General features: G+C 68.5%; 4 protein-coding genes. All 4 read left to right on the plus strand.

The genetic code is table 11. The annotated features are described in order from the left end of the window. Positions 1-13 precede the first annotated feature (13 nt). The 4 genes from QP165_RS07485 to QP165_RS07500 are packed head-to-tail and all read left to right on the plus strand — an operon-like array spanning position 14 to position 15,554. Positions 14-931: a hypothetical protein gene (locus QP165_RS07485; RefSeq protein ID WP_333994848.1), complete on the plus strand. Its 918-nt coding sequence runs from the start codon at positions 14-16 to the stop codon at positions 929-931. Further along, positions 928-4,686 carry a hypothetical protein gene (locus QP165_RS07490; protein ID WP_333994850.1) on the plus strand — a complete coding sequence of 1,253 codons (3,759 nt, stop codon included), beginning with the start codon at positions 928-930 and terminating at the stop codon, positions 4,684-4,686. Before QP165_RS07485 ends, QP165_RS07490 begins: the two co-directional genes overlap by 4 nt. A gap of 42 nt (positions 4,687-4,728) precedes the next feature. Further along, positions 4,729-15,255: a LysM domain-containing protein gene (locus tag QP165_RS07495; protein ID WP_333994853.1), complete on the plus strand. Its 10,527-nt coding sequence runs from the start codon at positions 4,729-4,731 to the stop codon at positions 15,253-15,255. 56 nt (positions 15,256-15,311) lie between these two features. Next, complete coding sequence (locus tag QP165_RS07500; RefSeq protein WP_056018863.1) at positions 15,312-15,554, plus strand: hypothetical protein; 243 nt, start codon at positions 15,312-15,314, stop codon at positions 15,552-15,554. Positions 15,555-15,678 lie beyond the last annotated feature (124 nt).

A 15,678-nucleotide genomic window follows, 5' to 3' on the forward strand; every position in this document is an offset into this window, starting at 1 on the left:
ATGCGACGTTGCCGTGTCCGGCCCAGGCCATGGCGGGATCGTGTTCCATCTCGTCCTTGGCGTCATGCTGTCGGCGGCGGCAGCGGTGGGAGCAGCGGGAGCAGCGGGAGCGGCGGGAGCAGCGCCGGATATCGCGATCGCACGCTGCGCGACCTGCGTGCCCCCCGGGCCGCCGGTCGATGCGGGCGCGCGCGTCCGGCGCGACATCCTGCCGGCCGTTTTCGAGATCGTTCTCGATCCGGCGGTCGCGCGGGCCACGGTAACCGTGTTCTTGGGGGAGGCGACGATGAACGGGATCATGATCGACTATCGCAACCCGGTCGCACCGTTCAGCGTAGGTGCCGGCGGTTGCAGCATGACCGGGACGATGATGCTGCGGCTCAACGACACGCCGAACGTCTCCGCACTCTATATCGACGGCGTGGTTTCGGGATCCCCGGATCCCGCGAAATGCACGGCGACCGCGCGGCGCGCGGCGTCGGGCCCGACGCGCGCGTTTCGCGGCGACCTCGTGCAATGGCGCACGCCGGTCGCGATCGCGGTGCTGCGCGACCGGCATCTCCTCACCGCCAGCGTTGCGGTCGAGGTCGACGTCATCCAGCAGACCGGCGGTGACCAGGCGATCATACTGTCGCTGTTCAACGGCGCACGGCGAATTTGGAGCACGCCGGTGACAAGCGCGGGTGCGGTAACGCTCACGCAGGATGTCGCGATGGGCGAGATCGTCGTCCGCAAGGGCGCGCGCTTCACGATCACCCTGCCCTCTGCGCTCAGCCAGGGGCAACTCATCGCGCAGGATCTGACGATCGTGACGGGCACGACGATCGTCGACGCGAGCGGCGTCCTGTCGAACTGGCCCGTCGCGCCCGCCCCCGCGCCACCCGGCAACCGCAGCGTCCCGCCGGCGACGGCACCAAGCGGCGTGCAGTGACGATGGCCCCGGCGCAGGCCGTCTTCATCCCCTGTGGACCGGGCGTCTATGCCCTCCAGGCAGAGGGATCCGACGCTGCCTATGGCTGGGTCGGCTATGCGCTTGGCGCTCAGGACCAGCCCCCTGCCAACCAGCCGATCACGCTTTCGGACGCCTTCAACCGCTATCAGGGCAGCTACTTCTTCGCATCTGCGATGCCCTGCACCGCGGGCATGAACGGGCTTCAGGCCAACATCCGGGCATTTCTGCGGCAGATCGACCAGTCGGCGGCCCGCGGCCTGATCTGGCTGCCCGATCCGACGCTGGCAAACCCGCTGCCGGGCGACGCACCGGGCCGCTTCGCCATCACCTTTCTCCGGAGCCTCTCGGGCATCCAGGCGGTCGGAAATTTCAGCCTGTGGCTCGGCCCGAACAACAGCTTCACCTTTTCCGTCGGGCAGAACAGCCAGATCGGCTGGAGCGACGCGAACCAGGCGGTCACGTTCTCGGGAAAGACGGGCTATTCCTACATCGATCCGCCGAGCGGCATTCCCGGCGATGCGGGGCTGCTCGTGCAGTCCAATCCCACCGGCGACGATGTCGACATGATCCTGCCGCTGACCGGCCCGCGTGCCGGCGCGTTCGTGCTGACGACGCGGATGACGCCCTCGACCACCTTTCCCACGCTGCAGCCGGGCGTGGGGTTCTGGGCCAATGCTGCGGGCACCGATATCGCGGCGCGCTTTCCCGTCCTCGATGCCGCAACCGTCGATCCAGCCGCGTCGGTCTCGCTCGCGACCGTGCTCGATCCGCTCGATCCGCTCAACCTCGCGCTGCCGACGACGGGCCCGGTCACGCTCGACGGGGGGCAGTTGCGCACCGGTTTCGCGCTAACCGGCGTCGCGCCCGCGTGGACGAGCTGGTTTCGCACCCTGGACGGACGCGCCATCGCGCTGACCCCGGTTGGTGGCGAAAGCGTCGGCGCCTTTGATGGCCCGCCCGATCACGGCGGCGGGTTCGCGTTCATGGCGCAACACGCCGTGACCGGCACCCCCGCGCCGAACGCCGGGGCGTTCGCGCTGACGCTGGCGGGCGATTACGGGCTCGCGACGGAAGGCATGACGCCGGGCTGTGCGGGACAGACGCTGCTGCCGGGGCTGTTCGGATCGGAGCGGTTCAACTTCACCGGCTGGGATCCGGACCAGCCCGACGCCGGATCGCGGCTCCGCTTCCTTACGGCGCAACCGGCCTATGCCCCAGCCTTCCCGTTTCCGGCGGCGACGATGACCAATCTGGACCACGGCATGGTCGCGGCACAGCGGTTGACGGGCACCTATCGTACCGCCTGGGCGGGTCTAATCGGCCCCTCCCCGCTGTATCAGGCCGAGCCGGACGGCGGCGCCTATTATGGCGGCGCGCCGTTGGGTGGCGCGGGGTCGGATGGTACGGGGTCGGATGGTACGGGGTCGGGCGGCACGCCGCTGCTCGGATCGGCGCCGCCCGCGACATCGGTACCGCAGCAGCCGGGCTATTCCGTGCCGATCGCGCCCTATGCCGCCTATGTCCCCGATCCGACCGGATGGAGCGCTGCGGGCGGCACCGCGAGCGCGGTCGGGGCCCTTGAAAGCCAGATCCTGTCGGCCACGCGCAAGACGATCCTCGGCGGCGCGAGCTCGGCGGCGCGCGCCGCGCGCGCGCTCCGGCGCGAAAGGCGGCTCACCGCGGATGGCGTTGGCGACGCCCCCGCCGGCAGCTGGACCACCACTCGCCAGGGACTGCTCGCGCAGGTTGCCGCGACCGAAGGCGCCACCGATCTGCTCGGTGTGACGCTGGCGCAATACCAGCCGCGTGACGGCGGTTCGCTGACCACCCTGGGCTTCACCGCCCCGACCGCGACGCTCCAGGACGCGCTCCAGACGAGCCAGTTGTTCGCGGTCGCGGTCAACGCGGAGCCGCTCGCCAGCTTCTCGCAGACGCTCGACATCGGCGACTGGCAATTCGACGTCGCGGTCGGCGAGGGCGTGCGGCCGATCGACTACAGCAATATCCTGCTGCTGAAATATTGCGATGGCCCGCTGATCGACTGGGCGCGGAACCCCAACACCTGGGTCGACCCGCTCGAGTTCTCGTTGCTGTCAGGGATGGATCCCGCGTTCGGCTATACCAGCGTGTCGACCTGGCTCGTGACCTATCTCGAGGCTGCGATCGCCTCCAGCAAGACCAGCCCGCTTTACGCCAATATCGCAGCGATCGCGACGCAGGCGGATTGGCGGGGTTTCCTCGCCCTGCGCGCCTCGCTTCCGCCAGCGTCGGCGCTGCCCCCGCAGATTGCCGGGCTGGCCGCGGGGATCGATCCGAGTCGGCTTTATGCGCATCATTTCGGCGCGACGCTCAGCCGTGTGACGCTTGCCCCCGATACGGGCACGGGCGCGCCGCCGACCGCAGCGCTGACGATCGACGGCGTCTCCAGCCTGTTCGGTCTGATCGACTATCAGGACCCGCTCTATCTCGCGTCGATCGCGGCGGGGAACGACCCCGACACGCCGCTCGCGATCGATACCGACGACGCATTCGGGTTCCGCGTCCTCAATCTGCAGGCGCTGTTCGTCAATGCGCGGATGACCAGTTTCGAGAGCCGGATCCAGCTCTCGATCAACGAACTGTTCGGTGCCCCGGTGACCGCGACGCGCCGCGCGGCGCCGGATGCCGGGTATAATCCGGTCGATCCCACCTTCCCCGACGCATGGCAGGCGTCCGAGGGGAACGGCGTCGTGCTGGCCGGCAGCGCAGTCAGTCAGAACGGCAAGACCGCCTATGTCTTCCGGCAGACGCGGCCCGTCCTGTTTACCATCGACACGCCCGCGTTGAACGCGATCACGCTGTCACGCGTGCAGTTCGACACGCTCGGCGTGTCCGACGACATCTGGCCGTCGGGCACGGTGCCGACGATCACCAGCCGCTTCCTGCTATGGGGCACGTTCGATTTCCCGCTGCTCGACGCCCCGGTCAGCACGCCGACGGGCGATCGCAGCATCGGCTACGACATCCTGTCGTTCGGCTCGCAGGTCGAGGCGCCGCCGGGTCCCGGTCTGGCCTATTCCAACCTTCAGCTCACCATGCGCAGCCCGCTGGCAACGCCGACGCAGAGCGCGTTCGCGTTCGATCCCTCCAATATCGCCTTCGATCTCGGCGCGAGCACGCCGCGCGCGTCGAGCCTGTTTTCGAGCATGGCGCTGCAGCTGCAGAGCTTCATTGCCGCGCCCGACGGCGCGACGCCGCTCGACTACGGCTTCCTGACGGTTGCCCCCGAGGGACCGACGCTGGCGGCGCTGAGCGGCGGTTGGTACGGCATCGTCTACAAGGTCAATATGGGCGGCCCGGGCACGTTGGTTGCCGACGCCGGCTTCAGTTCGCAGCTGCTGGTGGCATGGTCGCCGATCGCGGGCACCCCGCCCGCCCTGTTCGTCGGCATCAGCCTCCCCGGCGCGGCACCGGGCGCAAGCATGTTCAGCCTGCAGGGCGTGATCGACGTCACCACCGGCCCGATCACGCTGCTGCAGCCGGTCGCGGGACAGTTCTCGATCAAGCTTGCCGATATCGGCGTGACCTTACTCGGGGTGAAGAAGATTCCCGACGGCACCATCCACTTCTTCCTGTTCGGCGACCCCGGCGGCGGCAGCCTGGGCTGGTACGCCGCCTACAATTCGGCCTCGGGGGCGATTGCGGCAGCCGGCGATGTCGCGGCGATCGCGGCGCGGTCCGAGGTGGTGCGATGAGCCGGGTCGACGCCCTGTGCGGCGCGTTTGGGGTGACCGCCGATGTCTGAGGTTCCGCTTGGCGCGCTGGCGCTGTCGCTCGCCGCCGCCGCGCCCAAGTTCACGCTCGACAGCGCGACCCTCACGACGGCGCTGGCCGGCGGTGCGACCGTCCCCGACGGGATCGACACGGATCTCGCCAAGGCGTTCCAGACGGCCGGCGGCGGCCTGCTCGTGCTGCGCTACGCCGCCGACGCGATCTCGTCCGTCACCGCGGACGGCTTCAGCGTGACGGGCGTCCAGCTCGACTTCATCGGCGTCGCGGTCCCGGGTGCGACGATCATTTTCGGGCTCGATCCCGACCATGCGGCGGTCTTGCGCATCACGGTCGAGATCAGCCCGGACGGCTGGACCTGGACCGACCTCACGCCGGCCGCGACCGGCTGGCCGTTCGACTGCGCGCAGGTCTCCGACGTGTCGTTCACGTTCGATACGCTCGACGCGGGCGCGATCCAGACCATGGCGGCGAAGCTGGTCCCGCCGGTACCGCTGGGGCCGGTCGCGGCGCTGATCGCGGGACTGGTCTTGCCCGGCGGCGTCCTGCCACTCGCCGGCGCGCTCGATTTCGCCGCGGTCGACGGCGCGTCCGTCTGTCTTCCAGCGGGACGATTGACCGCGCCACTCATCACGAGCGCCCCGCTGACACTCTTCGGATTCCTGACCGTCGACACGCCGAGGATCCGTCTCATCCTGCCGGCAGCCGGCGCTGTCGCACAAGACCCGCGAGGATCGGCCGCCGCCGACGATCCCGGCACGGCGGCCGCGCCATCGCTCGACCTGGCGATCGACACCATGGTCGGGGCGACGGGCGAGACCCCGGTCACCTGCGTGCTCAGCGCCACCGTCCCCCCCGATCCCCCGGCGACCACCACGAGCGTCGACTTCGTGCTCGAAGCGGCGGCGGGCGCGGCCCCGCTCAGTCCGGGCGCCATCGCAGGGCTGGTCGGTGGCCGATATTATTTCCAGGACGTACCGGCCGAGCTCCAGGCCTATCTGACCAGCGTCGATCTGATCGACCTTGTGTTCACGGCCCATCTCGATCCGGCGACGCTCACATCGATCGTGGCGACGCTCGGCACGCCGCAGCCGATAGGCTGGAACCCGCTGAACGACAGCACCAACGCGCTGTCGCTGACGTTCGACGCGGTATCGCTCGTCTGGACGATCGACGATCCGGGCACGACGCCGACCTCCTCGGCGGTCTTCACCGCCACCGCCGCGCTGCTCCCCGCGATCTTCCCCGGCAGTTTCGGCTTCACGATCAGCACCGATCTGACGTTTCACGCGAGGTATCGGGGAAGCGTCACGCTCGGCGGATTGGTCGACGGCCTTTCCGCCGGCCAGATCAGCCTGCCATCGGGGACCGACATCGCGCTGTCCGATGTCGTGTTCGACTATAGCCGGAGCGCAGGCACCTATGCGCTTACCGCCCAGTTGCAGGCGGACCTCGATCTCCTCACGATCGCAGGCACGCCGCTGCTCGCCGTCGAAAACGCCTCCTTCGTCCTCGCGGCGAGTCCCCCCGCGCAGACGGGAGCGGGAAATGCCGGCCCCGCGCTGACGATCTACGACGGATCGTTCACGGGCAGTATCGCGATCGGAACCGTCGATGCGGCGGTGACGGTGCAGCATCGAAGCGGCGGCGTCTGGGCCCTGTCGGCGACCCTGGTCGAACCGGTCGCGCTATCGGATCTGGTCGACCAGTTTCTCGGACCGCTCAGCCCTTCGCCGTTTCTGCCGGGTGATATCCTCGTCTCCGCGCTGACCATCGACGCGCAGATCGCGCCCGAGGGCGCGAACGTCGCCACGACCTATACCGTCGCCGGCACGTTCAGCTGGACGCTCACGCTCGGCAATATCGTCGCCAAGCCTGCCCAGGCGCAGGTCAGTCTGCTCTACGACGCGGGTCGGGATGAGGGCGAACGCTATACGAGCACGGCAACCACGACGGTCGTCGTGCTCGGCGCCAGCGTCGTCATCGCGTACAGCTTCGCCGATGCCAACTCGATGCTGCGGCTCAGCTGGGAAGGCGCCACCGCGACGTACACCGCGGGGGACGACACACTCATATTCGCCTTCCCGAGCATCAGCGTCGGCGGGGCGATCACCGCGCTGATGCGGACGATCCACGAACCCTATGTCACGCTCTCGTCGCCATGGGACCTGCTCGATCAGGTCGCGCTCGACGGGCTCGAGATCGGCTTCGCGCTCGCCAAAGACGCGCCGGCGGCGATTTCCGCGACCTACACGCTGCCGAGCGCGATCGATCTGGGGTTCGCCACGATCAGCGGCCTCACCGTCGCAAGGGTTCCCCAAGCGGTCGGCAACCCCCTGATAACGCTGTCGCTCGCGGGCGACTCGCCGTTGCTGTATCTGCCGGGTGTCGATCCGCGTCTGCTGAAACTCTTCGGCCGGCAAGCGAGCGGCCCGGGTCTCGCGGACGCCGCCCCCGCGGGGCAGGACGTGCAGGATCTACCCGGCATAGCCGGCCGCGGCAACGATCTGCTCTCGATCGACCTGTTGATCATGGGACAGCGCGTCGGCGTCACCGGAATGACCGACGCCACCAGCGTCACGCAGGTGATCGGAGCGCTCGCCGCCATTACAAGCAGCGATGGTGATTCCAACCCGGTCGTGCCGGCCGGCGTGACCCCGCCCGTGGTCCAATACGCCCGGTCGAGCGACTGGCTGATCGCGTCGCACATGCAGATGCTCAAGACAGATATCGGCTGGACGGTCGACCTGGGGTTCGTATTCCACGATTCCGATTTCTACGGGCTGCATCTGGAGATGGCGGGTGGCAAGGCGAAGGCGCTCGCCGGGCTGGCAGTCGACATACTCTACAAGAAAGTGACCGACCGGGTCGGGCTGTACCAGATCGACTGGCACTTCCCCGATTCTGTCCGCACGCTCGATTTCGGTGCGGTCTCGGTGGTGCTGCCGGACATCGGCGTGCAGATCTACACCAATGGCGATTTCATGATCGACATCGGCTTTCCGCGGAACATGGATTTCAGCCGGTCCTTTGCGTTCTCCGCGATCATCGCGGGGCTCCCCGTGACGGGTGGCGGCGGGGTATATTTCGGCAAGCTGAGCGGCGCCACGTCGACCGTCACGCCGGCGACCACGCTCGGTACGTTCGACCCGGTCATCGCCTTCGGGATCGGTTTCCAGCTCGGGCTGGGCTACAGCTTTACCGCCGGACCGCTCAGCGCGGGCTTCTCGCTCACCGCCGTCGCCATGATCGAGGGCGTGATCGCGTCCTGGCACCCCTATCTGCCGCCCGCGCAGCCCGGAAACAGCGTCCAGCACGACTATTATTTCAAACTGATCGGCACCGTCGGCCTGATCGGGCTGCTATATGGATCGGTCGATTTTGCGATCGTCCGGGCATCGCTCAGCATCAACATCACGCTCACGCTGACGATCGCGTATGAGTCCTTCCAGCCGATCACGATTTCGGCAGGCGTATCGGTATCGGTGGCGCTCACGGTGCGGATCGATCTCGGCCTGTTCTCGATCAGCTTCGATCTGTCGTTTCACACCGACGTCCATTGCAGCTTCATGATCCAAGTCGACGACGGCACCGCGCCCTGGCTGCCGCCGCCCGGCGCGGGGCTCGCCGGACCGGCGGATCGCACGCTGATCATGCTGCCGACGCCGACCCCGCGCGGCGAGGCACGGCCCCGCCTGCGTAGCGCGGGCGACGTCGGGCCGGTGCTCGATCTGTATGCGACCGTCGCCTACACGGTCGTGGCGGCCGAGGGGGACACCGACCCGGCCGCGCAAACGGGCGCGTTCGTCGTCGTATTGATGATGGATGCGCCATCGCAGTCGGGCGTGCGGGCGGCCGGCGCGACATCGTTCGAGACGCTGTGCGCGAACCTGCTGCCCTGGCTGGTCGGTCATCTCGGCGGCGACGCGGCGCGCCTGACGCCTGCCATCCTCCAGGCCTATATGGACAGGCTTGCCGATCTTGCCGATCCGCCGCTCGATTTCGACGACTATCTGAGCTTTCTGTCGGGGTTCACGATCACTCTGCACGCGCTGACCGCGGCGAACCAGCGTGCGCTCGATCCCGGATCGGTGCCGGTGCCGCCGATCGACGGATTGATCGCGACGCCGAGCCTCAACGGCACGACCGGGCAGAGCGTCGATTTCTCCCGCTACGTCATCGTTCCACCGGGCTACCGCGATGGCGTCGCGGCGCTGTTCGCAAGCCTTGCCGCCGAGCTCGAAACCGCGGGCGCGCAGGCGCCGTCACGCGTCATCCTGCCGCGGCCGTCGCGGGCGGCGGCAGAGATACCCAGATCGATGGCGGCGATGCTGTTCGTCGACATGATGATGCTGACGGGGCGGCAGCTGTTGCAGGCGGCGTGCAACGCGTTCCGCAGGTTCGACTTCGCGCTCGCGACGGCCGACACGCTTGAGGCCATCCTCGACTGGAGCAGGACGAGCGGTACCGCCGACGGGCTCGGCATCACGGTCGACGATATCGTCCTGCCGAATGCGGCGACACCGCTCGCCGCCGGCGTCCTCCTCGTTCCGGCCGCCGCGTACACGATCCGCAACGGCGACAGCCTCGCGACGATCGCGCAGCGTTTCGCGATCGAGGCCGCCGACCTGATCGCCGGCAATCCCGACGCGCGCGTGCTGTCGAGCGGAATTGCCATCCCGGTGAACGGCGGGTCCTTTGTCACGCCGCCCGCGATCAGCTTTGCCGAATTGCTGAACGCGCTGGGTCGGATCGAGCCCGCCACCGCCTGGACGCCCGCGCAACTCGCCACCGCGATCGGCACGATGCCGGCGCTGATCGCGGGGCAGCAGCTGCACGTGCGGCGCGATCCGCTCGATGCCGGACTGAGCCTTGCGGTGGCGGCCGGCGATACGCTCGCGGCGATCGCGGCGCGCTATGGCACGACCGTTTCGGCGATCGGCGCGGTGCCGGCCAACCAGACCATCCCGCTGTTCGATGCCGCGACGACGCCCAGCATCCCGCTCGACAACGTCACGCAGGCAAGCAGCGATGCGCTGTGGACAGCGATCTGCGACGACGACCAGCTCGCCACCATTGCCGGCATCGTCACACGTTTCATGACCGCGGGCGTGCGCTTGCCCGTCACGACCGCGCAGGGCGCGCTATCGCTGTCGGCGGCGTTCACCGCGAACACCAGCCCGCAAGGCGAATATGGCCTTTATCAGCTGACCGGCCAGCAATTCCCGGCAGCGGCGGCGGACCCGGTGCCCGCCGCGGGCGAGTACAGCCTGACCGTCTCGAGCCTCCCCGGACATCTGACGTTCGTCTCCTTCGATACGGCAGCGGGCAGCGTCGTCGACCTCGTCGATCCGCTGGCTCAGCTCGGTCCGGTGCTCGCCTGTGCGCAGGCCGGGGCGTTCGATCCGCCGACCGATTTCCGTATCCTGCCGGCGGTCGCGCGGGCGCCGCGGACCTGGCCGCTCAGCACGGGCGTCGGCTTCGTCGCCGCCGATCCGACGGCGATCGGGCTGCTCACGATCCCTCCGACCGAGCCGCTGCAGCCCGAACGATCGCTGTTGCCGATGCTGTGGAGGGTGCCGCAGACGCTGCTGGCCGACGCGGCGGCGCGCGCGCGGCGGCTGAACGCCGCGGGTGTCCCCTACGCGGCGCAGCTGTCCTATTGCGAGGCGCTCGACCCCGAGGCGCTGACCGTCGATCGGATCAGCAAGGCGCCGGTCCAGACCGTGCTCTCCCAATATTGCTGGGCGACGCGGATCGGGTTCAGCGTTCGGCGATTGCCACCGGCCACCGCCGGCGCGGCGTTCGCGAAGACACGCGGCTTCACCTATGAGGTCATGGCGCCGGACGCGACGCAGGCGTCGCTGCTCGAACAGCTCGTCTCGGCACTGGGGCTGAACGACAGCCACGCCGGCACCGATGCGCTGATATCGGGATTGTACCTGGCGTACGCGCAGGGCAGCGGCAAGGATGCGCAACTGCTTGCACCCGAAGATCCCGCCGCCCCGGCGTTCTTTAGCCGCACGACGCTGTCGACGCAGGCGAACCCGGCGCCGGCGACAGCAGCGCGCGACGCCGATCCGCCCGCCCCCGCCCCGCCAATCGGCAACATCGCCAATCCCCCGGATCAGGTCGCGCAATTGCTGTGGGAACTCTCGACGGTGCGGTCGGGCGGGTATTTCCTGACTTGGGATCGGCTGCCGGCCTCGGCGTTCGACGCGACGGGCAAGGCGGATCTCGTGCTGCTGTTCTGCTATCCTCGCGGCGGCGCGCTTGTCCAGGACCGGCTGACCGCGTTCGTCAACGCGGTGCTGACCGACGATCCGGCAGCCGGGGTGGGCGTACAGGTCGCGCTCGAGTCGCGCAGCGCGGCGACCCCGGCACAGCCTGTCGCCGACGCCTCGCTGGCGCAGATGGCGGCGCTTTATGGCCTCAGCGTTGGTCGGATCGCCGAGCTCAACGCGACGTTCCCGCTCCTGCCCGGGGTCGCGGTGCAGATCGGTGGCGTCACGCATCTCGTGACCCCCGCCGACGCCGGCGCGGCGGACGCGTGGGATGCAATCGCGGCGTCCTATCCCCCGCTCACCGGCACGCAGATATCCGCAGCCAATCCAGGAATTGGCGCCACCGCGGGCACCGCGCTGTACCTTCCGCCCATCCCCTATGGGACCGTGGCGGGCGACACGCTGGCCTCGCTCGCCGGGCGCTATGGCATCAGCGTCGATGACCTCGCGACGGGGGTGGCGGACGCCGCGATGCTCACCTCGCCGGGCACGGGCGGCGCGACGCTGACGATCGATCCGCAGGCGCTCGACGTGCGCCCGGGCGATTCATCGGGCAACGTCACCTTCGAACTGACCCGGCCGGCACCCGATCCCACCGACATTTCACCCGGAGCGACGCTCGCGCAGCTTTTCACATTGCTCGGGACGGGGCTTGTCGGGAATCGCTATTTTACCGCCAGTCGCGGCGCGCCGATCGGTCCGCAGCCGTTGAACGACCCGATGGATGCGACAGCGACGCGGCGGGCGGCGGAACAGCGGCGCGCCATGGCCGACCCCGTCCTGCGGCGTGCGCTGCTCGTCGCCGCGGCCGATACCGCGCCGCGCTGCTATCGCCAGACATTCGGGCTGCTCTCCAGCGCGCAGACCAATGTCGCGCCGACGGGCGGCGGTGCGGGGCAGCCGCTCGGTGCAGACAGCCCCTATCGCGGCGTCGGCACGCTCGCGCAGCTCGAGCTGGGCTGGCGCGACCTGTTCGGCAACCGGCTGATCGACCAGTTCGCGGCACCGTCGCCCCAGTACAGCGGTGCGGTCAACGGGCAGATCGTACCCCTGCTCTACCGCGACACGCTGATCGGCCCCGCGTCATGGCCCAATTTCGCGCTTCATTATGCCTATGCCGCCGGCGAACTCGCGATCACGCTGTCGTTCTCGACCGCGGCCTATCTGGATCCCGCCAGCGGACAGGCCGCGGCCGTGCGCGACACCCTGTGCTACACAAAAGTCTGGTATCAGTTGAACCAGGATTACGGCACGAACACCTCGCCCTGGGCGAGCGGCGAGGCGGTCGGGTTCGCGCTGCATACGGATCTGCTGGCGGTGCCCGATCTGGCGCTCGGCGACGTACAAGCGCAGATTTTTCGCGATTTCGTCGACCAGATACTCGCCTATCTTGCAGCCGTGCAGGCTGGCCAGGCCGGCACCCCGCCCCTGGCTGCGTGCCTGTCGATCCCGGTCAGCGTCGATGCGGTGGCGCCGGGCAATATCCTGCCGCTGACGATGTCACTGACGCTCTGCCGCCAGGGACTGCTCGTCGATTCCGCGCTGGCGGGTCTGGCGGACGGCGAGCGGGCGTCGATCGACATCCTGCCCATGCCCGACGGCGATGCCGATGCCGGAAGCGGCTATTCGCAGTTCGCCGCGCAGTTCGAGGCGATGTTCGTCGCACCCGCAGACGGCTGGTCGCTCAGGGTCGGCACCTCCCCCGCCAGCGGTGCGGCGGCGGACGTCGGCGACCGGCGTACGCAGAGCCTGTGGGCGGTTCGCATGGCCGATGCGCCGCTTTCCGCCACGCCGAGCGGGCTGGGGTTCACGCTCGCCGATCTGCCGCTCTATTACGCGCCGTTGCCGCTGGCGACGCATCTGGTCAGCGACGATTTCGCGCTTTACCCCGCCTATGACGGCACGCAGAATTTCCCGCCCGCCCAGTCGCCGGTGACGCGGAGCTTTACCGGGATCGATCCGAACGTCTGGTTCCAGCTCGTGCTCGACGCCATCGACGCCGCGCTCGCACCCGACCTCGCGGCCGCGCTCTATCTGTTCGACAGGAGCCGGGGGATCGCCGATCCCCTCACCGATGGCGCGCTCGCACAGCTGCTCCTGATCAAGGCCGCGCTGGCGGGCTCGATCGCCGCGTCGGTCCAGCCGATCTTCGCATCCCCGGGCGCCGACAGTCCCTGGCCGACGCCCGACCCCGCCAGCCGGCAAACCGCATGCGAGACGCTGCGCCAGGCGTTGCTCGACCGTCTCGGGCCGGCGTTTTCGACCACCGCGATCACCGTCTTCCAGGCCGATGCCGTGTCTGGCGGAGCCGTGACGCTGTACGGCAAGCCACGCGCGACACTGGCGGAGACCGCCGTCGCGGGCGCCAATGCGACCTTCGCGCTGTCCACGACGCGGCTGCCGCTCGACCCCACAAGCCCGGCGCGGCTGGGGTTCCTGGTGGATTCACGCAATGTCGCGACGAGCAGCGCCGCCTATTTGTCGCTCGAATTCGAATGGGCCATCACGCATGTCGAGCACGCGATCCGAAGCGTCCCGGGCATTGCCGGCTATACGGACAGCGACTGGATCGCCTTTGTCACGCCGTTCGCCCCGCGCACCTTCAATCCGGACAGCACCGGCACCGCACAGGCGATCGACGTTCCCGTCGTGCTGCGCGCGCTGCCGCAGCCGCCGACGATGCAGGCCCAGTCGGGCAACGCCACCTATCCAGCGGCGACCACGCCCGACGAACTGGCGCAATGGGATTACCGCGTCGACTTCGCCTATGATCGTGCAGCGCAGGACTCGATCGCGACCGAGATCGATTTCAACATTCCGCCTGACGACGACGTGCAGGCCGACGACGCCGATCCGGCAAGCACGCTCCAGGCGGCGCTTGCCCAGTTCGTCGAGGTCTATCCGGCCGTCCTGCAGGCGATGACCACCGCGCTCGACGCGATCGCGGACGACGGCGCCGCGCCCGCGGCGGCGACCCCGGTGCAATGGTTCATCGCGCTGCTGACGGCGGTGTCGCAGGCGCATGATGCCTGGGCCAGGTCGGTCGTCGCGTTCGATGCGCCGCCATCGCTGCCGCCCGAAACGAAACTGGCATTCGAGATCGAACTGGTCCCGGCAAACCCGACCGATCCCGCGGCGGTCGCGATAAACGGGCTCACGATCAACGGCTACCCGGCAACGCTCGACGCAAATCGCACGACGATCACGGCACCGGGCGCGGGACTCACGCTGCCCGTGCCCGTCATCGAGATCGAGCCCGTCGTCGATGTCGCGAACGTCGCGGGGACCGGGCCCGATCCGTGGACCGCGACGATCACGTCGGTCGCGGGGCAGGACAGCATCCGGTTCGGCTACACGGCCGGGACAACCCCCGTCACGTACCAGCAGGTCGTCGCGGCCGGCACGCGGTCGATCGTCATGCGCGGGCTCAGCATCTTCGGGTATCGAAACGGACAGACCAGCCTGCAGATCCTGCGCAACGCGCATCTCCTGCCCGACAGCGCGCCATCCGCCACGACCAGCGATGCCTTCGTCTTCCGGACCCCCGTCGTGCGGTTTGCAAGCCCGCTCGCGCCCGATCTCAGCTTTGCCAGCCTCGACATGGACGGGCTCCTGCCGGTGGGATCGAGCTACCAGGCCAATCTCGAAGCGGTGTCCGCCGGGCTCGCGAGCGGCGTGACCGGGACGGTGCCGGTCGAGGCGGCCGCGACGATGACCTATGCATACAGCCTCGTCCCGGGCGCGGGGATGCCGCGAACCGTGGTGCCCATCCTGCTGATGCCGGTGACGTCCGCGGTGATCGAGTCGGGCGCCGCCCCTGATTTCGTTGGCCAGGTCGCGGCCGCGGTCGACGGCTGGCGGACGAGATCATCAGCCGACTACCGACGGCGGCGCCACGATCGACATGGCGCTTGCAATCTACCCCGCCGGCGACGGCGACCGACAGCCGATCCTGCGCGTCGAGCGGATCCACGTCACCGCGGCCGATACGCCGCCCGCCGGACGCTGAGCACGCGTGCGATCCTCGCGAGACCGTGGAAGGACTTACGATTCGATGCGCCCTCGTCACGTGTACGCGACCGGCTTCGACAGATACGCTGCGTTCCCGGATCGTCATGTGGTCGCCTGCATCAGCAATATCACTGTAAATCTGTACTTTATGGTGCCTGCCTAAAGCTGATCGCGAACGTTTCGAGCCCTTTCCCCAGCATTTGCCGCCATGACAGCGACCGAAAATTATTGCTAAATTAAGTCTTTTGCCGAATGACTGCGGCTCGCCAGATATCAACGAGACGGAGTTCTTCATTATGCGTAAGTTCATTACGGCCGCATCGGCCCTTGCTTTCCTCGCACTGCCGGTCGCTGCAAATGCTGCGCCGAACGCCGCGGCAAGCCTGTCGGTCGCGAAGTCGACGCGCGCTGCAACGCCGACCGCGAAGAAGAGCAAGGTTGCCGGTGCCGGCCTCGCGATCGTCGCGGTTGCCGCTGTCGCGGTTGCAGGCGGTCTGTACATGGCGATCGACGGCGGTAACGACTCCGACAGCAACTAAGACTGGTGGGCCGGGGCAAACCCGGCCCATTTCTTCTCCACGCGCGGTACGCTGCCCCGCCGATAGATTTCGCAGATCTACAGACACGGCCGCAGAGATGGCCGCAGACATGGCCGAAATGCGT

Source organism: Sphingomonas sp. 22R3R2A-7 (genome assembly GCF_036856055.1).
GTDB lineage: Bacteria > Pseudomonadota > Alphaproteobacteria > Sphingomonadales > Sphingomonadaceae > Sphingomonas.